This is a genomic window from Nonomuraea sp. NPDC059023 (genome assembly GCF_042740095.1).
Lineage (GTDB): Bacteria > Actinomycetota > Actinomycetes > Streptosporangiales > Streptosporangiaceae > Nonomuraea.
In genome coordinates this window covers 114,684-133,611 of sequence record NZ_JBHYIO010000021.1, presented here as the reverse complement: position 1 = coordinate 133,611, position 18,928 = coordinate 114,684, and the positions used below count along the sequence as shown (strand labels likewise).

Here is an 18,928-nt window from a genome sequence, read left to right as displayed (position 1 = left end):
CCCGTGTGTGCTACCCCGCGTGCGTGGTCGTCTCCAGGGACATCAGCCGCCAGGGCAGGCTGGGCAGGGGGTCGCCGCCGGTCACCGGCAGCAGCGAGCCGGACGGGCGGCGCGGGGAGTTGGCGGCCACGACGCGGCCCTCCGCGTTGACCAGCGCCACCTCGGCCGAGCAGGCGCTCAGCACGCCGAGCAGCAGTTCCTCGAAGCGGGCCGCGCGCACGTCGGCGCCGACCACGCCGAGGAAACGGCGCTCGACCTCGACGGGCGTGGTGAGCGTGAGCATGTAGGTGTCGGTGCCGCCGTAGTCGACGTACGGGCCGACGACGTGGCGGCGGCGGGTGCGCTCGGGCACCGCGAACCACTCGGCGGCGGTGTAGTCGTAGAAGTCGAGGCTGTCGGGGTTGAGGTCGACGTCGAGGAAGGTCGGGTCGGGCGCCTGCCACCACTCCAGCCAGCGCGGCCGGTCGGCCAGCACGCCGGGGGCCAGGATGAGCCCGGCTCCGGCCAGCACGTCCGGCGAGCGGCGCAGGCAGCCGAAGATCTGCGGCCGGATCGCCACCAGGTCGGAGGTGGACAGCTCCGGCCGGTAGCAGGCGACGGCGGCCGTCCTGATCTCCTCAAGGGAGCTGAAGATGTCTTCGATGATCGTGTGAACCCGGTCGGCCACCCGGTCAACGCGTGGATCCTCCATCGTCACCTCCCGCTGTCGCGACGAGCCGCCAATGGAACTCCATCAGACGCTGGACGCCCTTGTCGATGTGCGCTTCGGTGAGGCGTCTGGCGCTCTCTGCGTCGCGGGCGGCCACGGCGTCGATGACCGCGGTGTGGCTGTGCACGACCTCGGCGGGGTCGACGGCCTCGCCGTACGGGAGCCAGAGCAGTTCGCCCGCCTCGGCCTGGATGTCGATCTCGGCGCGGGTGAGCCGGACGGACTGGGCGGCGGCGGCGAGTTCGATGTGGAAGCGGCCGTCGGCGCGGCGGCGCTCACCCATCGTGGTGGCCTTCTCCAGCTTGGCGACGACCTGGCGCAGGCGCTGGACGTTCTCCCCCGAGGCGCGCAGCGCGGCCAGGCGGGCGGCGGTTCCGGCGATGGCGGCGCGGTAGTCGCCGATCTCGCGGAGTTCGGAGCTGCTCAGCTCGCGCAGGCGCTGGCGCAGGCGGGCGGCGGACGGGTCGGCGGGGCCGCGGACGAACGTGCCGCCGCCCCTGCCCCGCCGTGTCTCGACCAGTCCGCGCTCGCGCAGGGCGGCCAGGGCGGCGCGCAGGGTGACGGTGGAGACGTTGAGCGCTCCGGCCAGCTCCAGCTCCGAGGGGAGCTGGTCGCCGTCGGCGACGAGGCCGAGGGCGATGGCCTCGGCCAGGCGGCGCACGACGACCTCCACGCGGCCCGATCCGTCGTCGAGCGGGGCGAAGACGGCCGACACCGGCAGCTGGGTCACGGGCACCAGCATATTGCCTTTTGAAATATGAACTCATAGTTTTAAGCGCAACCCTGAAACGTTGGGAGGCCCCCGTGCCCGACGCCGACAAGAGGTTCGCCGAGGAGTGGCGCGACGCCGCCTACAACTGCTTCTCCTCCGGCCACAAGTTCTGCCGCGAGGTCTGCCCGGTCATGCAGGTCACGCGGAACGAGTCCTGGAGCCCCACCGCCTTCCACGCCAACGTGGTCGCGATGGAGAAGGGCGAGCTGGAGATCTCCGAGGTGGCGGCGGACTACGTCAACTGCACCGGCTGCGGAGCCTGCGAGCTGCGCTGCCCCAACTCCCTGTTCACCGGCGACTTCTACCGCTTCCGCACCCGGACCGTCGACCTGGTCAAGGCGGCGCGGGCGCTGGCCGTCTCGCAGGACGTCCACCAGGACGCCTGGCGGCGCTGGAACACCGAGACCGACGAGCGCTCCCACGAGCCCGTCACCGAGGCCGCCGGGCAGGAGCGCGTGCGCGACTGGGCCGAGGGCCTGGAGCTGGCCATCGGCGGGGAGACGATCCTGTTCGTCGACTGCGAGGCCGCCTTCCACCGCACGAGCGTGCCGCGCGCCGTGGCCCGCATGCTCAACCTGGCCGGATACAAGTTCGGGCTGATGAACGAGCAGTGGTGCTGCGGCGGACCGGCCGCCGAGATGGGCTACGAGGAGCAGGCCAGGCGCTTCGCCCGGCACAACCTCGACGACTGGAGGGCCTCGGGCGTGCGGCGGGTGCTGGTGCTCGACCCGCACGACTACATCACCTTCACCGAGGACTACCCCAAGTACTTCGGCGACGACTACGACATCGAGATCGTGCTGGTCGTGGAGCTGCTGGCGGAACTGGTCCGGGAGGGACGGCTCACGCCGCACGTCCCCGTCGAGCGCAGCGTCACCTACCACGACCCCTGCCGCCTCAACAAGCGCAAGGGCGTCTGGCGGGAGCCGCGCGAGCTGCTGCGGGCGATCCCCGGGCTGACCTTCACCGACGTGGACCGGGTCACCCAGTGGTCGTACTGCTCGGGCGGGGGCGGCGGGCTGCCGATCGAGAAGCCGGAGCTGACCGCGCGGATCAGCGCGAGCCGTATCGACAAGGCCGCCGAGCTGGGGGTGGACACGCTGGTGAGCGCCTGCCCGTGGTCGGAGCGGCCGCTGTCGGAGGCGGGCAGGGCCCGCTCGATCGACGTGGTGGACCTGTTCGAGCTGCTGGCGCTCTCCCTGGGGGTGGCGCCGTGACCGTCACCGCGCTCAGCGACCCCGTGCTCGGCGAGCTGCGCCAGATCCTCGGCGACGGGCAGGTGCTCACCGGCAGGGCGGACCGGCTGAACCGGGCCCGCGTGCCCGCGCCGTTCCCCGTGCACCGCTGGGCGGAGCGGCTGCCCGACCTGGTCGTCCTGCCCGGCAGCACCGAGGAGGTGGCCGAGGTGCTCAAGCTGGCCAACCGCCTGCGGATCCCGGTGGTGCCGCGCGACGGCGGCACCGGGCTGACCGACGGGGCGGTGCCGCTGCGGGGCGGCATCCTCGTGGACGTGAAGCGGATCAACCACATCAAGGATCTTGATCTGGACAACCGCACCTGCACGGTCGGCACCGGCATCAACGCCCTCAAGCTCAACGAACGGCTGGCCGTACACGATCTGATCTATCCGGACGATCCGGCCTCCTACCCGTGCTCGCTGGTCGGCGGCCGGATCGGCACGAGCGGCTGGTCGCTCATCGGCTCCCGCTACGGGCACACGCGCGACCTGGTCCTGAGCTTCGACCACGTGCTGCCGAGCGGGCAGGTCATCCACGTAGGGGATGGCATAGGCCGGAAAATCACGAAGTCGTCGAGCGGCTACCAGCTCAAACACCTTTTCATGGGCCATCAGGGCACGCTCGGCATCGCCACCGAGGCCACGCTCAAGCTCTTCCCCAAGCCGGAGGCCGAGTTCTCCCCCTTCTGGGCCTTCGCGGACTACGCCGACGCCTACCGCTGCGTCGGCCTGCTGGCCCGCGCGGGGGTGGCCACGTTCGCCGGGGCGGTGCTGTTCGACGAGTGGAAGGTCGCCTACCTGCGCCGCGACGACGAGGCCTACATCCCGCAGCCGTCGTCGGTGAAGGCCCTGGTCTGCGCCGCCCTGTACGGCTACGCCGACGAGGTCGAGGCGGGCGGCAGGCGGCTCATGCGCATCGCCCGCGACGCCGGCGCCCGCTACCTGGGCGACGAGATCTCCCAGGGCGACTGGGCGGCCCGCCACGACCGCTACGCCACCCCGCTGCACGGGCGCACGAAGTCCGGCCAGGTGGCGCCGATGAGCTGGCACTGCGAGGACGCCTCGATCAACTACACCAACCTCCCCTCGGTCCGCCTGGCCTGGCACGAGATCGCCGACCGGCTGCGCCGCGAGAGCGACGTCTTCGACGACTGGGGCATGTTCGCCTACACCAACGGCGCGACCGGCGCCGACTACCTGACCGAGATCGACATCGGCATCTGGGAGCAGCGCCTGGACGACCGGGCGTGGGCGGCCTGGGTACGCGCCAAGCGGGACCTGGCGGCGGTGGCCCTGGCCCACGGCGGGTCGATCAGCGCCTGCCACGGCTCGTGCCGCGAGGGCGAGGTGGACCTGGTGCCGCAGGAGCTCGGCGGCGGCTTCGAGGTGATGCTCCAGATCAAGCGGGCGCTGGACCCCAACAACATCATGAACCCGGGCAAGTACCTGCTCGACCAGGCATACGGAGCACCATCATGAAATATCGCCGGTCGGATGAAATGTCGCCACCGCCTGCCGTACCTGTGACCGAGGTGGCGATCACCCGGTTCGAGCACGTGTACGAGGTCGCGCCGGAGCTGATGACCGAGCACGTCCTCCAGCAGGAGTTCCCCAACTGGGACACCCTGCGGCTGGTCCACTCCCGGGCCGGCCACCTGGCCTGGATGCACCGCCACTTCGCGCACACGGTGGTCTCGGGCGAGGAGCTGCTCCATGAGCTCGACGGATGACCGGCGCCTGGCCGACCTCGGCTACACCTCGGAGTTCCGCAGGGAGATGAGCCTGTGGGCGAACTTCTCGCTCGGGTTCACCTACCTCTCCCCCGTCGTCGGGATCTACACGCTCTTCGCCACCTCGCTGGCGGCGGGCGGGCCGCCGATGATCTGGAGCCTGGTGCTCGTGGGCGCCGGGCAGTTCCTCGTGGCGCTGGTCTTCGGGGAGATCGTCTCGCAGTACCCGCTGACCGGCGGCATCTACCCGTGGGCACGACGGCTGTGGGGGCGGCGGTGGGCGTGGATGACCGGGTGGGTCTACCTCGTGGCGCTCCTGGTGACGATCGCCAGCGTGGCCTACGGGGCGGGGCCGTACCTGTCGGCGTTCCTCGGCATCGGGGTGAGCACCTGGAACACGATCCTGGGCGCGGTGGTGATCATCGGGGTGGCGCTGGCGATCAACCTGGCCGGGACGCGGGCGCTGGCGGTCGCGGCCATCGTCGGATTCGCGGCGGAGCTGGCCGGGGCGCTGGCCGTGGGCGGCTGGCTGCTGCTGACGCAGCGCCATCACGGGCTGGGGGTGCTGTTCGACACGTTCGGCGCGGGCAGCGGGTCCGGATACTTCACCGCCTTCCTGGCGGCCGGGCTGATCGGGATCTTCCAGTACTACGGGTTCGAGGCGTGCGGCGACGTCGCGGAGGAGGTGCCCGACCCCACCCGGCGCATCCCCAAGGCCATGCGCATGACCATCTACGTCGGCGGCGCCGCCGCCACCTTCGTCTGCCTGGCGCTGCTGCTGGCCGTGCCGGACTTCGCCGCGGTGATCGGCGGCACGAGCACGGACCCGGTGACCGGCGTGCTCACCGCCGCGTTCGGCGAGGGCGGGCTGCGGGTGGTGCTCGGCGTGGTGCTGCTGTCGTTCCTGTCGTGCGCGCTCAGCCTGCAGGCCGCCGCCGGCCGCCTGCTCTACTCCTACGCCCGCGACGACATGATCGCCGGCAGCCGGATCTTCAAGCGCTTCTCCCCCGTGCGCCACATCCCGCCCTACGCGCTGCTGGTGGCGGCCGTCGTGCCCGCGCTCGTGGTGCTCGGCTCCGTCATCTCCGCGGACGCGCTGGTGAAGATCATTTCGTTCGCGGTCCTCGGCATCTACCTGGGCTTCCAGATGGTCGTCCTCGCCGCGCTGCGGGCGCGGCTGCGCGGCTGGCGTCCGTCCGGGCCCTTCACGCTGGGCGCCGCCGGGCTCGCGGTCAACATCGCGGCCCTGGTGTACGGCGTGCTGGCCATCCTCAACATGGTCTGGCCCCGCACACCCGACGCGCCCTGGTACGACGGCTACCTCGTGCTGCTGTCCGGCGTGGCGGTCGTCGCCGCCGGGCTGGTCTATCTGGTGGCCGCCCGGCCGTACGAGCACGGCGCCGCCCCCGCCGGCGACGCCATCCCCCAGAAGGCAGGTTCCCCATGAAGTTCAGCTACGTGATGCTCCCCGACTACCCGCTGACCGACTCCCTGCGTTCGATCAAGCTCGCCGACGACCTGGGCTTCCACGCCTGCTACGCGGCCGACGAGACCTGGCACAAGGACCTGTGGCTGCTGTTCGCCGCCGCCTCGCTCCAGACCTCGCGCATCCGGTTCGGCCCGAGCGTCTCCTCGGTCGTGCTGCGCGAGCCGTCCCTCATCGCCCAGGCCGCCGCCACGCTCGACGAGCTCAGCGGCGGGCGCGCCGAAGTGGTGCTGAGCTGCGGCAACTTCGGGCTCCTCGCCCAGTACGGCATCGACTGGACCGTCTCCAAACCCCTGTCGCGGGTCAAGGAGGCGGCCCACGTGGTCCGCACCCTGCTCGACACCGGCGCCATCACCCACCAGGGCGAGTTCTTCACCTACAACGGCCTGTTCACCTTCGCCCGGCCGGTGCAGGAGCGGGTACCGGTCAAGTTCGGCGCCATGCGCGGCCCGCGCTCCTTCCAGGCGGCCGGCGAACTGTCCGACGGCGTCCACCACGCCCTCAGCTACACGCGCGAGGCCTACGACTACCTGGTCGAGCAGTTCGGCGCCGGCGCGGCGAAGGCGGGCAAGGACCCGTCCACGCTGGACATCGGCGCCTGGGTCGTCTTCGCCACCGGCCCGGACTCGGCCGTCGCCAAGGAGGCCGCCCGCAGCATGGTCGGCCTGTACGCCTCGTCGATGCCCGCCGAGCAACTGGAGCGCAACGGCGTCAACCCCAACGCGATGAAGCCCGTGGTGGAGGCGCTCGGCGCCGGGGACCTGGCCCGCGCCATCGAGCTCACCACCCCGGAGATCGGCGAGCGCCTGTCCATCGCCGGCACGCCCGAGGAGTGCGTGGCCAAGATCAAGCGAGAGATCGAGCCGGCGGGGGTCAACCACATGATCCTGGCGGTGACCGACGCGACGCTGGTCAAGCAGTTCATGGGCCGCGACCTGCCGGACGTGGCCGACGTGGACACCCAGCTCCGGCTGATCCACGACCGGATCATGCCCGCCTTCGCGGGCTGAGGGCGCCGCCCCGCCGTACCGTGGAGGGCAGGGTACGGCGGGGCCTACAAGGAGTCCAGCCAGGCCAGCAGGCGCGCGCCCTCGCGGTCCATGACGCCGGGTTCGCGCAGGGCGTTGGCCAGGAGCGACATGCCCTGGTAGGCGCCGACGAGCGTGAGGGCGAGGCCGTCGGGGCCGGGCAGGCCGAGCTCGCGGAACTGGCGTTCGGCCCAGTCGAGCAGCAGCCGGATCACCCGCCCCGCCTCGGCGTCGAGCCCGCCTTCGGCGCGCTTGTCGAGTTCGGCGGCGAGGGTGCCGGTGGGGCAGCCGTAGCGGGCGGCGAGTTCGCGCTGGCTCACCCAGGCCTCGACCAGCCCCTTGAGCCGGGCCCGCGGATCGGGCAGCTCGTCCAGGCGGCCGGTGAGCTCGCCCAGCCGTCTGGCGTGCTCCGACAGCGCGGCGGCGACGAGTTCGTCCTTGGTCTTGAAGTAGTAGTACACGTTGCCCACGGGGACGTCGGCGGCGCGGGCGATGTCGGCGATCGTGGTCCGCTCGGCGCCCTGCCGGTGGACGACCTCGGCGGCGGCGCTCATGAGCCGCTGCCGCTTGGCGCCGGCCGCCCGCACCCGCGTGGAACCCTTCGAGTCAGTCACCTGACTCACTATAGCGGCGAACCTGTGCTAGGGTTCTTTTCAGTCAGCCAACTAACTAACTGGAGAACCTCATGTTCGTTGTCACGGGAGCCACCGGGAACGTCGGCCGCGCGCTGGTGCGCGCGCTGCACGAGGCGGGCGAGCAGGTCACCGCCGTCGCCCGCCGGATCACCGCCGCCGACGCGCCCCAGGGCGTCCGCACGGTCGCCGCCGACCTGACCGACCCGGCCACGCTCGGCCCGGCGCTGCGGGGCGCGCGGGCGGCGTTCCTCATGGTGCCGCCGGTGCTGGCGCCGGAGACCGACGCCGCGGTGATGGCGGCGGTCAAGGCGGCGGGCGTCCGCCGGCTCGTGGTCCTGACCTCGCAGTCGGCCGCGACCCGGCCCGAGTCGCCCGGCCACGGCCTGCGGGTGCGGCACTTCGAGGACCAGGCCAAGGCCGGCGGCCTCGGCTGGACGGTGATCAGGCCCGGCGGCTTCGCCTCCAACGCCTACGCCTGGGCCGAGACGGTGCGCGCGCGGCGGGAGGTCTTCGCGCCGTTCGCCGACGTGCCGCTGCCGGTCGTCCATCCGGACGACATCGCCGAGGTGGGAGCCGCCGCGCTGCGGGACACGGCCCACGACGGACGGACGTACGTGCTGACCGGGCCGGAGCTGATCACGCCCCGTCAGATGGCCGCGGCCCTGGGCGACGCGCTGGGCGAGGAACTGGCCTTCACCGAGCTGACCCGCGCCGAGGCCAGGGCCCGCATGCTCGCGTACATGCCCGAGGCGGTGGCCGACGGCACGCTGGACATCCTCGGCGAGCCGACGGCCGAGGAGCAGAAGATCAGCCCGGACGTCGAACGGGTGCTCGGCCGGGCGCCGCGCTCCTTCGCCACCTGGGCCCGGCAGAACGCCGCCGCGTTCGGGCTCAGCGCAGTTCGCCCTCCAGCAGCCCCATGACGATCTGGTCGTGCCACTGTCCGTCGCGCCGGAACGACTCGCGCTGGCAGCCCTCTTCGACGAAGCCCACCTTCTCGTAGACGCGCCGGGCCGCGGCGTTCTCGGCGACGACGGTCAGGCCGATCCGGTGCAGGCGCATCTTCTGGAAGCCGTAGCGGCAGATCACCCGCATCGCGTCGGTCGCGTAGCCCTGCCCCCAGGTGTCCTTCTCGCCCAGGTAGATGTCCAGGGTGGCGTTGCCGGTCTCGGGTTCGGCGCCGCGCAGCGCGCAGATGCCGATCGTCCGCCCGTCCAGGTCGTCGATCATCAGGGTGAGGCTCTCGTAGGAGTCGGGCTTGCGCTCCTCGAGCTGCCGGGTCAGCGCGGCCAGCGAGGGCGGGTACGGGTCCTCCAGCCAGCGCATCACCTCGGGATCGGTGTGCCAGCGCAGCAGGAAGACGGCATCCGACGGTTCGATGGCGCGCATGCGCACGCGGTCTCCGGTAAGCACGTGCGCATTCCTAGCAGAAGGGCGGACAGGCGTGATAATCAAGCCATGAGGCAGGCGCGGGAGGCCATGGTCCGGCAGTTGCTGCAGCATGCGGAGATCAGCGAGCGGGTGGCCGGGGTCCTGCGCACGGTGCCGCGGCACCTGTTCCTGCCGGAGGTGGACCCGCGCGAGGCCTACCGCGACGAGCCCATCGTCACCAAGCGCGACGAGGACGGCCTGCCGATCAGCTCCTCCTCCCAGCCCGCCATCATGGCCACGATGCTCGACCAGCTCGGCGTGGAGCCCGGCCACCGGGTGCTGGAGATCGGCGCGGGCACCGGCTACAACGCCGCCCTGCTGTGGTCGCTGACCGCGCCCGGCGGCCAGGTGATCACCGTCGACATCGACGGCGATCTGGTACGGCGGGCTCGCGACCACCTGGCCGGTGCCGGATTCCCCGAGGTCCGCGTGGAGTGCGCGGACGGGGCGGCCGGTTTCCCCGGCGGCGCGCCGTACGACCGGATCATCGCGACCGTCGGCGTCTGGGACCTCGCGCCCGCGTGGGCGGCGCAGCTCGCGCCGGGCGGACGGCTGGTCGCCCCGCTCGACCTGCGCGGGGTGCAGGTCTCCGCGGCGTTCGAGCGCGCGCCGGGCCGCTGGAGCAGCGTCTCGGTGGTGCCGGCCGGCTTCATGCGGATGCGCGGCGCCGCGGCGGGACCGGAGCGGCTGTGGCAGGCGGCCGACGGGCTCACGTTGTTCCTGCCCCAGCCGCGCGAGGTGGGCGACGTGGCGCGCGCCCTGGCGCAGGAGCCCGTCGCCGAGGTGCGCACCGGCGTGCGCGCCGGGATGGGCGAGGTCAGCGTCGGGCTGAGCCTCTGGCTGGCGATCCACGATCCCCGCTGGTGCACGCTCTACGGCGACTCCAAGCTGCTGCCGCCCGCGCCGGTCGCCCATGGTGGCGTCAGGATGACCTCGGGCCTGGCCGTGGACGGCGGGCTGGCGGTGCTCACCGGCGAGCTGGCCGCGCTCGGCTTCGGCCCGCGCGGGCCTGAGCTCGCCGACGGCCTGGCCGCGCACGTGACCGCCTGGCAGGAGGCGGGCCGCCCCGCCGCGGACGGCCTGCGCGTCGAGGCGTGGGACCTGCCCGCGTCCGTCACGCCGCCCGCCGACTGCCTGGTGATCGACAAGCGCGACACCCGGCTCCTGATCTCCTACGGGGCCGCTGAGCGGCCGTGATCCCGGAAGTCACCACCGGCAAAGAATTTTCGTCAGGATGATTGGGGCGCGCGATAACGGGAAGGGCAGGCAACTCATGCACGCCGAGAACGAGGAGGAGCCCTAGTGCTCACCCTGACACCTACCGCAGCCCAGGCCATCCGGGATCTCACCGCGACCACGCCGGAGCCGGCGCAGAGCGGCGTCCGCATCTCGTCGAAGGGCGAGAGCGCGGGATCGCTGACCCTGACACTGGCCTCGGCGCCCGAGCCGCTGGACGAGGTGGTCGAGACCGAGGGCGCCCGCGTCTACCTCGACCCGGTGGCCGCGAGCGTCCTGGAGGACAAGTCCCTGGACGCGGGCGCCGACGACCAGGGCGGCGTCTCCTTCGTCGTGATGGAGAAGCCCGCCTGATCCGCGGGCGGGGCCCCGCGCGCCGGGGCCCCGCCCGTCCTCAGGACGTGAAGAGCCTCAGGACGTGAAGAGCTTGAACAGGTAGCGCACCTGCTCCTCGCGCTGGAAGCCGCCACCGCCCTCGTGCTGGTTCCAGGGCCAGACGGTGATCTCCTTGGGGCCCTGCCAGTGGTTGTAGGCGGCGAAGACGGTGGACGGCGGGCAGACGTCGTCCATGAGCGCCACCGAGTACAGAGCCGGAGCGTTCCCGCGGGCGGCGAAGTTGAGCCCGTCGAAGTAGGACAGCGTGCGGAAGACCTGGTCGGCGTTGCCGCGCAGGCTGGCCAGATAGCGGACGATCTCCTGGTACGGGTCGCGGCCGGTGATCTCCAGGGCGCGCCGGAAGTGGGTCAGGAACGGCACGTCGATCAGGGCCCCGGCCACGTCGTCGCGCAGCCCGGTGACCGCCTGCGCGATGCCGCCGCCCTGGCTGCCGCCGGAGGCCACGACGCGGGAGCCGTCCACGAGAGGGTGGGCGAGGGCCACGTCGACGGCGCGGACGGCGTCGGTGAAGACGCGGCGGTAGTAGTAGTCGTCCGGGTCGAGGATGCCCCGGGTCATCATGCCGGGCGCCTGGGCGGAGGCGCCGCCACGCGGGTCGGGGGTGGCTCCCGGGCTGCCCACGCTGGCGCCGCCCTGGCCGCGCGTCTCCACGACGAACACCGCGTAGCCCGCGTTCGGCCACAGGAGGTGGTCGTGGGGGAAGCCGCGCCCGCCGCTGTAGCCGATGTAGTGCATGACGCACGGCAGCGGCCCCTCGGCGCCGCGCGGCGCGATGAACCAGCCGTTGATCCGGTCCCCGCCCCAGCCGGAGAACTGGACGTCGAACACCTCCACCCCGGCGAGCGGGAGGTCATAGGGCGTGTAGACGGGGTCGGCGGGGAAGGCGCGGGCCTCCTCCAGGGTCCGGGTCCAGAAGGCGGCGAAGTCGGCGGGCTCGTCGCGCTCGGGGCGGTAGCCGCGCAGGCGTTCCAGCGGCAGGTCGAACAGCGGCATGGGGGGATCTCCAAACCTCTCGTAGAGTTCCCCGATATTTCACCGCATTCACCCCGGAAACCGCTATCCCACCCACCACGGGAGCCGCGAGTCGGTAGTTTCGGCCGGTGTGAGGCGCTTCTTCCGCGTAGCGGGTCGGCTGGTCTGCGGGCTGGCCGTGCTGCTGCTGTCACCGGTCCTCGGCCTGGCCACGCTGGCCGGGATGGCTACGGTGATGGCCGGGCCGCAGGTGTTCAGCGTCGCGGGCCTGGCCGTCTTCGCCTCGGTGTTCTACCTCGGGCTGCTGTTGTGCGTGCCGCGGCCGGCGGCCAGGTGGGCGCGGTGGGTGCGGGCGGTGGCGCTGCTCGGGGTGGAGGCGGTGGTCGTCTGGCACGTCTGCGCGCAGGTGCTGACCGAGCCGCCGGGCACGCCGCCGCCCGCCGCCCGGGTGGAGGGCCAGCGGGAGTGGGAGCTGCCGACCGGCTCGCGGCTGGCGTACGTGCGGGTGGCCGACGGCAAGGCGGACGCGGCGCCGGTGGTCGTGCTGCAGGGACGCGGCGACCTGGCCGGGGACGCCGCGTTTTTCGGGCAACTGGCGAGCGGCGGGCGCGAGGTCTACGTCTACGACGCGCTCGGCACCGGGCGCTCGGAGCGCCTGCGCGACCCTCGCGGGTACGGCCTGCCGCGCGACGTCTCCGACCTGGAGGCGATCCGCGACGAGCTGGGCGCCGAGCGCCTCGTACTGGTGGGCCACGGCGAGGGCGCCCGGCTGGCGGCGGCCTACCTGGGCGCCTTCCCCGGCCGGGTGGAGCGCGTGGTCTTCTCCTCCCCCACCCCGCTGCGTCCCCCGCCGACCGTGCTGGGCTTCCCCGCCCCCGGCGAGTCGCTGCGGATGGCTGACGTCGACGCCCGCATGCTGGTCACCCACGCGCTGCTGCGCGTGGAGCCCACGGCCGCGCTCTCGTTCGCGGGTGACGGCGAGCTGGACGCCCGCCTGGACCGCGCCCGCGCGCTGGCCGCCGCCTCCCACCACTGCCCCGGGGCCGAACCCGCGCCGCATCCGCGCGGGTCGGGCGGGTACGCGAGCCTGGCGCCGCGCGACGTCGAGCCGCCGGGCACGAGCGGGGTGCCGGTGCTGGTGGTCAAGGGGTCGTGCGACTTCCAGCCGTGGTCGTCGATCCGTGACTATCCGCCGGGCGCGCTGGTCTACGTCGAGGGCGCCGGGCACGCGGTCTACGCCGATCGGCCGGGGCCGTACCTGAAGGCGTTGCGTTCCTTCCTGGCCGGGCGCCAGACGGGTACGCCCGCCGGTGACCGCCCGCCGCCCGGCTACCTCGGCCCGGCTTGAACTCAACCGCACTTGAGGTTGCAGGATGCCGTCATGAAACTTGAGATCTACGCCGACATCCTTTGCCCCTGGTGCTACATCGGCAAGCGCCGCCTGTCCCGGGCGCTGGAAGGGCTGGCCGATCCGCCGGAGATCGTGTGGCGTAGCTTCGAGCTCGACCCGGGGGCGGGCCGTACTCCCGGGCCCACGGCCGAGGAGGCGTTGCGGGAGTGGTGGGGCGAGCGCGCCCCGGCCCGCGCCGAGCTGATCAGGACGACCGGCGCGGCCGACGGGCTGGAGCTCAACCTGCACCTGGCCAGGCCGGTGAGCACCTTCGACGCCCACCGGCTCTGGAAGCTCGGCCGGGATCACGGCAAGGGCGAGGAGATGGTGGAGCGGCTGCTGCGCGCGTACCACACCGAGGGCGCGAACATCGCCGATCCCGGGGCACTGGACGCGCTGCGTGAGGAGGTGCTGCCCGGTGTGCCCCTGCCCGGCGACGCCTACGCCGAGGAGGTGCGCGACGACGAGCGGCGGGCCGCGGCCCAGGGGGTGAGCGGCGTGCCGTCCCTGGTGATCGACGGCGCCCGGCCGGTCTCCGGCGTGCAGCCGCCCGAGGCGATCAGGCGGCTGCTGACCGGCTGAACGGCAAAAGTGCCCGTCGCGGCGAAAGCCCACGGGCCCTGCCGGTCGAGCCGACGTGGATCGGCGACCGGGCAGCCATCGGACGGCGACGAGACACGGTTCCGTCCGGTTCATGTGGTAGGTGGGGAGGTGATCGACGGTACGCGGCGGACGGGCGCGGCGCCACCGAATAAACCCCGCCTATATAAGCATTGACTAATATAAGCGGGCACTGCGATAGTGGGGCCGTGCACGCATTCGACGTCCTCGGCGACCCGGTCAGGCGCCGGATCCTGGAACTGCTCGCCGGCGGCGAGCAGACCTCCGGCTCGCTGACCACCGCCATCCAGGCGGAGTTCGGCATCTCGCAGCCGGCCGTGTCCCAGCATCTCCGGGTCCTGCGGGAGTCGGGGTTCGCGACCGTGCGGGCAGAAGGCGTGCGGCGGCTCTACGCCGTCAACGCCGCCCCCCTGCAGGAGGTCGACGTGTGGTTGCAGCCGTTTCGCAGGTTCTGGGCCCAGCACCTCGACGCCCTGGCCACCGAACTCGCCCGCGGCAAGCGCGAGCGCCGCAAGACCGCCGAAGAAGAAACCGACGAGAAGAGAGAATCATGATCGACATCGCCGCCCACATCAACGCCACCCGCCGCGACGTCACGCGCGACGAGGAGAGCGTGTCCGTCGTCATGAGCCGCACCTACGACGCCGCCGTGGACGACGTCTGGGAGGCCCTGACCGACCCCGACCGCATCAAGCGCTGGCTCATGCCGATCAGCGGCGACCTGCGCGTCGGCGGAACGTTCCAGCTGGAGGGCAACGCGGGGGGCGAGATCCTGGAGTGCGAGCCGCCCGCCCGCTACAAGGTCACCTTCGGCGACGCCACCAGCGTCATCGAGGTACGGCTCAGCCAGGCGGGCGACGAGCGCACCGACTTCGTCCTGGAGCACACCGTCCCGCTGGCCATGGCCCAGAGCGGCGCCGGCGCGTTCACCGTCGGCCCCGGCTGGGACGGCGCCCTGCTCGGCCTCGCCCTGTTCCTGGCCGGGGAGGTCAAGGAGGGCGACGACCCGGTCGAGGCGGCGAACTCCGAGGAGGCCCAGCGCTACTCCCTCGCGTCGGTGCTGGCCTGGGAGACGGCCATCACGGCGTCGGGCACGGCCACCCCCGAAGAGGTCGCGGCGGGCAAGGAGATGTCGATGGGGTTCTTCGCGCCCGGCGTCGACTGACCAGGCGGCCTTCACCGGCGTCAAGGGGCTTTGTGATGGGTCACAGGAAACCCGCCCCAGGTTTGCCGCCCCACCCAATTCACAGATCCGCGAGCCCGCCTCATGGTGTGTGCCATGCAGCGACGCACGTTCCTCCTCGCCGTCTCCGCCGCCGCCTTCTCCGGTTCACTCTGGCAACAAGCCGCCCACGCCTCCGCAGGGCTGAGTCCTTACGGCCCGCTGGGCCCGCCCGACGCCAACGGCATGGCGCTGCCCGCCGGGTTCACCGGCCGGATCATCGCCCGCTCCGGCCAGACCGTCGGCGGCGCCCGATGGCATCCCGCCCCCGACGGCGGCGCCTGCTTCCCCGACACCACCGGCTGGATCTACGTCTCCAACTCCGAGATCCCGCTCGCCGGCGGCGCCTCGGCCATCAAGTTCAGGGCCGACGGATCGGTGGAGCGCGCCTACCGCATCCTGTCCGGCACCAACCTCAACTGCGCCGGCGGGGCCACGCCGTGGAACACGTGGCTGTCGTGTGAGGAGATCTTCCGCGGCAGGGTCTACGAGACCGACCCGTACGGCGTGCGCTCCGCCCAGCCGCGCAACGCCATGGGCCGCTTCAAGCACGAGGCGGCCGCCTGCGACCCCGACCACGGGGTCATCTACCTGACCGAAGACGAGTCGGACGGCTGTTTCTACCGGTTCGTCCCCAACACCTGGGGCGACCTGTCGAGCGGCCGTCTTGACGTGCTCTGCGCCGGGCCGGCCTGGAAGCGGGTGCCCGATCCCGGCCCCGCCGTACTGGAGCGTCAGACCAGGCACCAGGTGAGCGACGCCCTGCACTTCAACGGCGGCGAGGGCTGCCACTACGCGGGCGGCGTCTGCTACTTCACCGCCAAGGGCGACCGCAAGGTCTGGTTCTACGACGCCGGCCGCAACGTGCTCGGCACCGTCTACGAAGGCGGCGGCTCGCTCGACGGCGTCGACAACATCACCGGCAGCAGCGCCGGAGACCTGTACGTCGCCGAGGACGGCGGCAACATGGAGATCAACGTCATCACGCCCGACCGGGTCGTGGCCCCGATCATGCGCCTGGACGGCCAGTCGCGCTCGGAGATCACCGGCCCCGCCTTCTCCCCCGACGGCAGCCGCCTGTACTTCTCCTCCCAGCGCGGCACCAGCGGCGAGACGGCGGGCACGGGCGGCATCACCTACGAAGTCACCGGTCCGTTCCGACGCTAGGGAGCGCACGATGATCCGTCGATTACTCACCCTGTGCACGGCCGCCGCACTCGTCCTCACCGTGGCGCCGCCCGCGCACGCGGCCGCCGAGGTGTACGTGGCGCTCGGCGACTCGGCCGCCTCCGGCCCGCTCATCCCGAACCAGATCCTGCCCCAGCTCGGCTGTTTCCGCTCCGACCGCAACTACGCCCACCTGTCGTCGCGCGATCTCGGCGGCTCCCTGCGTGACGTCACGTGCTCCGGCGCCGATATCCAGGACATGTACGAGTCGCAGCGCACCGACCTGGGCAGCGTGCCGCCCCAGCTCGACGCCGTCGGCCCGGACGCCACCCTGGTCACGGTCCAGATCGGCGCCAACGACCTCGACCTGACCGGCTTCATCGAGGACTGCCTGAGCCTGCTGCCCGGCGACCCCTGCCACGACGAGTACCAGGACAACGGCCGCGACCGCTTCCGCGACGGCACCGACGCCCTGCGCCCCCGCCTCGACCAGCTGATCCGCGACATCCGCTCCCGCGCTCCCCAAGCCCGGATCTTCGTCGTAGGCTACGGCACCTACGCCCCCAGGAACGGCTGCTGGCCCCGGGTCCCGGTGCTCGCCGTCGACGCCAACTACATCCGCGCCACCATCGCCTACTTCAACCAGGCCCTCCGGGAGCAGGCGGCGGCACAGGGAGTCGGCTTCGTCGACTTCCAGACACCGAGCGAGGGCCACGATCCCTGCAAGTCCTCCAGCGTCCGCTGGATCGAGCCCTACGTCCCCGCGTCGGCGGCCACGCCGTTCCATCCGAACGCCCTCGGCATGCGGAACTTCGCGGCCATCGTCACCCGTACAGTCAGGACCCCGCTTCTATGAGCCTTGCCAGCGTCCTCCTGCCCATCGCCCTGGCCATCATCATGCTCGGCCTGGGGCTCGGCCTGACCGTGGCGGACTTCCGCCGCGTGCTGGCCTATCCGAAGGCGAGCGTGATCGCGCTCGTGTGCCAGATCCTCCTGCTCCCCGCACTGTGCCTCGGCCTGGTGCTGCTGTTCGACCTGCCGCCCGTGCTGGCGGTGGGCATGATGCTGCTGGCCGCTTCCCCCGGCGGGACGACCGCCAATCTCTACAGCCATCTGTTCGGCGGCGACGTCGCGCTCAACGTGACGCTGACCGCCATCAACTCGGTGCTCGCGGTGTTCACGATGCCGCTGGTGACGAACCTGGCCATCAACTACTTCGGCGCGGAGTCGGGCGCGCTGGGCCTGCAGTTCGACAAGAGCCTGCAGGTCTTCGCGCTCGTGCTGGTGCCGGTGGCGATCGGCATGCTCGTGCGGGCGCGGTTCGGCGCGTTCGCCGAGCGCATGCACAAGCCCGTCAAGATCGCCTCGGCGATCATCCTCTTCCTGGTCGTCGTCGGCGTGGTCCTGCAGGAGCGCGCCAACATCGGCGGCTACATCCGCGACGTCGGGCTGATCACCCTGGTCTTCAGCGTGCTCAGCCTGGCGATCGGCTACTGGGCGCCGCGCCTGTTCAAGGTGGGGCGCGAGCAGGCGATCGCGTCCTGCATGGAGATCGGCATCCACAACGCCACCCTGTCGATCACGGTGGCGATGGGGCTGCTGGCCATCCCGCAGATGGCCGTGCCCTCGGCCACCTACGGCGTGATCATGTTCTTCACCGCGGCCGCGGCGGGCTTCCTGCTCAGGCGGCGGAGTCCGGCAGAGGTCCCGGCCGGTTCGTGACGCGCCGGGCGGCCAGCGCCGCCCCGATGCTCTGCAGCTGCGCCGGGTCCACCGGGTCGAGACCGGTCAGGGTGACCGCCCGGCGCAGCCGGTAGTCGACGGTGTTGGGGTGCACGTGCAGCCGTTCGGCGGTGCGCCTGCGGTCCAGGCCGGTCTCCAGGTAGACGGTGAGCGTCTGCAGGAGGTCGGGGTTGTCGGTGAGCGGGTCGAGCAGGGTGGCCAGTCCGCTCATCGCCTCGCTCGGCCGGGTCAGCTGGTATTCCAGCAGCACGTCGGCCAGCCGGTAGAGCCCGGCCGGGTGGTGGAAGAGGTGGACCACGTCGAGCACCTCCTGGGCCAGCCGCGCCGCCGCGGCCACGCCCTCGGGCGCGGCGACCTCCGCCGCCGCCCGCACCTCGACCCCGGCCGCCTCCGCCATCGAAGCGACCAGCGCCGCCGCGGCGCACCAGTCGAGGTCGGGCACCAGGATGAGCCCGCCGGCGGGTTCGAGCAGCGACAGCACCGGCTCGGCGGCGTGCTTCTGGACGGCGTCGCGCACGCGGTGCAGCTTGCGCCGCCCGGCGACCGCGCCGAAGCGCTCGTCGGGATGGACGCCGAGCGTCACCGCCAGCACCAGGTAGCGGGCGGCCAGCCGGATGCCGGCACCGGCCTGGGTCTCGCCGCTGAGCAGCGCGGTGATGGCGGCGTGCCGGGCGTGCTGGTCCTGGCTCACCATGCTCTCGCGTTCCTGCTGGTAGGCGGCGCAGACGGCGGTGGTCACGGCCTCGGTGTAGCCGAGCATGATCCGGCCGGCGGCCAGCGCGTCGGACACCTCCTCCGGCCGCGCGTCCGTCGTCACCAGGTTCCAGATGCGGCCGGCGCCCAGGTGGTAGGCGGCCAGGATGGCCTCCAGCGGCACCCCTTCCTGGGCCCGGCGGGCGGCCGAGGCGGAGGACGGCTCCAGTTCCTCCGGCCTGGGCAGGCGCCGCTCGCGAAACAGCCGGGACACCAGGCGCAGGTTCTCCTCGGTGATGCGGAAGATGTCGTCGCTGAGCTCTTCCGCGGGTAACTCGCGGTAGAAGGGGATCTCGGCCACGAAGCCGGAGACGAGCTCGCGCGCCAGCCGTACCTTCTGCTTGTCCAGGAGCTCGTGCACGGCCCGTCCGGCCACGCGCAGCGGCTCGCCCATCGGTCA

21 protein-coding genes are annotated in these 18,928 nt (G+C 72.2%); 15 read left to right on the top strand and 6 right to left on the bottom strand.

Annotated features, from left to right (window positions below; genetic code table 11):
- Nucleotides 1–10 precede the first annotated feature (10 nt).
- Nucleotides 11–691: a cache domain-containing protein gene (locus ACFWYW_RS32205; RefSeq protein WP_379616768.1), complete on the bottom strand. Its 681-nt coding sequence runs from the start codon at nt 689–691 to the stop codon at nt 11–13.
- The gene (locus ACFWYW_RS32200) at nt 672–1,439 is read right to left on the bottom strand and encodes an FCD domain-containing protein (protein ID WP_312896444.1); all 768 of its coding nucleotides are present in this window, start codon (nt 1,437–1,439) and stop codon (nt 672–674) included. The genes ACFWYW_RS32205 and ACFWYW_RS32200 overlap by 20 nt, the downstream gene beginning before the upstream one ends.
- Nucleotides 1,440–1,513: 74 nt before the next feature.
- Between ACFWYW_RS32200 and ACFWYW_RS32195 the strand changes: the two genes are divergently transcribed.
- Genes ACFWYW_RS32195 through ACFWYW_RS32175 form a run of 5 tightly spaced genes read left to right on the top strand, consistent with a single transcriptional unit; the run spans nt 1,514 to nt 6,944 of the window.
- The gene (locus tag ACFWYW_RS32195; RefSeq protein WP_379616766.1) at nt 1,514–2,698 is read left to right on the top strand and encodes a (Fe-S)-binding protein; all 1,185 of its coding nucleotides are present in this window, start codon (nt 1,514–1,516) and stop codon (nt 2,696–2,698) included.
- On the top strand, nt 2,695–4,197 hold the full coding sequence (locus ACFWYW_RS32190) for an FAD-binding oxidoreductase (RefSeq protein ID WP_379616764.1): 1,503 nt from the start codon (nt 2,695–2,697) through the stop codon (nt 4,195–4,197). The genes ACFWYW_RS32195 and ACFWYW_RS32190 overlap by 4 nt, the downstream gene beginning before the upstream one ends.
- Nucleotides 4,194–4,448 (top strand): hypothetical protein, encoded by a 255-nt coding sequence (locus ACFWYW_RS32185; RefSeq protein WP_379616762.1) that lies wholly within the window; start codon nt 4,194–4,196, stop codon nt 4,446–4,448. Before ACFWYW_RS32190 ends, ACFWYW_RS32185 begins: the two co-directional genes overlap by 4 nt.
- Nucleotides 4,432–5,895, top strand: a complete 1,464-nt coding sequence (locus ACFWYW_RS32180; RefSeq protein WP_379616760.1) for an APC family permease — start codon at nt 4,432–4,434, stop codon at nt 5,893–5,895. Before ACFWYW_RS32185 ends, ACFWYW_RS32180 begins: the two co-directional genes overlap by 17 nt.
- Nucleotides 5,892–6,944, top strand: a complete 1,053-nt coding sequence (locus tag ACFWYW_RS32175) for an LLM class flavin-dependent oxidoreductase (protein WP_379616758.1) — start codon at nt 5,892–5,894, stop codon at nt 6,942–6,944. Before ACFWYW_RS32180 ends, ACFWYW_RS32175 begins: the two co-directional genes overlap by 4 nt.
- A 44-nt stretch (nt 6,945–6,988) precedes the next feature.
- On the opposite strand, the gene ACFWYW_RS32170 is transcribed toward ACFWYW_RS32175, so the two are convergent.
- Nucleotides 6,989–7,576, bottom strand: a complete 588-nt coding sequence (locus ACFWYW_RS32170) for a TetR/AcrR family transcriptional regulator (RefSeq protein WP_379616756.1) — start codon at nt 7,574–7,576, stop codon at nt 6,989–6,991.
- Between the two features lie 71 nt (nt 7,577–7,647).
- On the opposite strand from ACFWYW_RS32170, the gene ACFWYW_RS32165 reads away from it, so the two are divergent.
- Nucleotides 7,648–8,520: an NAD(P)H-binding protein gene (locus ACFWYW_RS32165; RefSeq protein WP_379641140.1), complete on the top strand. Its 873-nt coding sequence runs from the start codon at nt 7,648–7,650 to the stop codon at nt 8,518–8,520.
- Here the strand turns inward: ACFWYW_RS32165 and ACFWYW_RS32160 are convergent.
- Nucleotides 8,489–9,010: a GNAT family N-acetyltransferase gene (locus ACFWYW_RS32160; protein WP_379616749.1), complete on the bottom strand. Its 522-nt coding sequence runs from the start codon at nt 9,008–9,010 to the stop codon at nt 8,489–8,491. The two genes, ACFWYW_RS32165 and ACFWYW_RS32160, sit on opposite strands and share 32 nt — an antisense overlap.
- A gap of 45 nt (nt 9,011–9,055) precedes the next feature.
- Between ACFWYW_RS32160 and fxlM the strand changes: the two genes are divergently transcribed.
- Both fxlM and ACFWYW_RS32150 read left to right on the top strand, forming a co-directional pair.
- Nucleotides 9,056–10,225: a methyltransferase, FxLD system gene (gene fxlM / locus ACFWYW_RS32155; RefSeq protein ID WP_379641139.1), complete on the top strand. Its 1,170-nt coding sequence runs from the start codon at nt 9,056–9,058 to the stop codon at nt 10,223–10,225.
- Nucleotides 10,226–10,330: 105 nt separating this feature from the next.
- Nucleotides 10,331–10,618 carry an iron-sulfur cluster biosynthesis family protein gene (locus ACFWYW_RS32150; protein ID WP_184963581.1) on the top strand — a complete coding sequence of 96 codons (288 nt, stop codon included), beginning with the start codon at nt 10,331–10,333 and terminating at the stop codon, nt 10,616–10,618.
- A gap of 57 nt (nt 10,619–10,675) precedes the next feature.
- On the opposite strand, the gene ACFWYW_RS32145 is transcribed toward ACFWYW_RS32150, so the two are convergent.
- Entirely contained in the window at nt 10,676–11,653 is a 978-nt protein-coding gene (locus ACFWYW_RS32145; RefSeq protein ID WP_379617793.1) for an acetylxylan esterase, read from the bottom strand.
- 109 nt (nt 11,654–11,762) lie between these two features.
- Here ACFWYW_RS32145 and ACFWYW_RS32140 point away from each other — a divergent pair, with 109 nt between their 5' ends.
- The 7 genes from ACFWYW_RS32140 (at nt 11,763) to ACFWYW_RS32110 (ending at nt 17,754) form a co-directional block, all read left to right on the top strand.
- Nucleotides 11,763–12,980, top strand: a complete 1,218-nt coding sequence (locus tag ACFWYW_RS32140; RefSeq protein WP_379617795.1) for an alpha/beta fold hydrolase — start codon at nt 11,763–11,765, stop codon at nt 12,978–12,980.
- Between the two features lie 33 nt (nt 12,981–13,013).
- Nucleotides 13,014–13,604, top strand: coding sequence for a DsbA family protein (locus ACFWYW_RS32135; protein WP_379617797.1), 591 nt, complete (start codon nt 13,014–13,016; stop codon nt 13,602–13,604).
- A 227-nt stretch (nt 13,605–13,831) separates the two neighbouring features.
- The gene (locus tag ACFWYW_RS32130) at nt 13,832–14,197 is read left to right on the top strand and encodes an ArsR/SmtB family transcription factor (RefSeq protein ID WP_379617799.1); all 366 of its coding nucleotides are present in this window, start codon (nt 13,832–13,834) and stop codon (nt 14,195–14,197) included.
- Nucleotides 14,194–14,808 (top strand): SRPBCC family protein, encoded by a 615-nt coding sequence (locus tag ACFWYW_RS32125; RefSeq protein WP_379617801.1) that lies wholly within the window; start codon nt 14,194–14,196, stop codon nt 14,806–14,808. Before ACFWYW_RS32130 ends, ACFWYW_RS32125 begins: the two co-directional genes overlap by 4 nt.
- 114 nt (nt 14,809–14,922) lie before the next feature.
- Nucleotides 14,923–16,032 (top strand): alkaline phosphatase PhoX, encoded by a 1,110-nt coding sequence (locus ACFWYW_RS32120; protein WP_379617803.1) that lies wholly within the window; start codon nt 14,923–14,925, stop codon nt 16,030–16,032.
- Between the two features lie 10 nt (nt 16,033–16,042).
- On the top strand, nt 16,043–16,888 hold the full coding sequence (locus ACFWYW_RS32115; protein ID WP_379617805.1) for an SGNH/GDSL hydrolase family protein: 846 nt from the start codon (nt 16,043–16,045) through the stop codon (nt 16,886–16,888).
- Complete coding sequence (locus ACFWYW_RS32110; RefSeq protein ID WP_379617807.1) at nt 16,885–17,754, top strand: bile acid:sodium symporter family protein; 870 nt, start codon at nt 16,885–16,887, stop codon at nt 17,752–17,754. Before ACFWYW_RS32115 ends, ACFWYW_RS32110 begins: the two co-directional genes overlap by 4 nt.
- On the opposite strand, the gene ACFWYW_RS32105 is transcribed toward ACFWYW_RS32110, so the two are convergent.
- The gene (locus tag ACFWYW_RS32105) at nt 17,714–18,922 is read right to left on the bottom strand and encodes a PucR family transcriptional regulator (protein WP_379617809.1); all 1,209 of its coding nucleotides are present in this window, start codon (nt 18,920–18,922) and stop codon (nt 17,714–17,716) included. The two genes, ACFWYW_RS32110 and ACFWYW_RS32105, sit on opposite strands and share 41 nt — an antisense overlap.
- Nucleotides 18,923–18,928 lie beyond the last annotated feature (6 nt).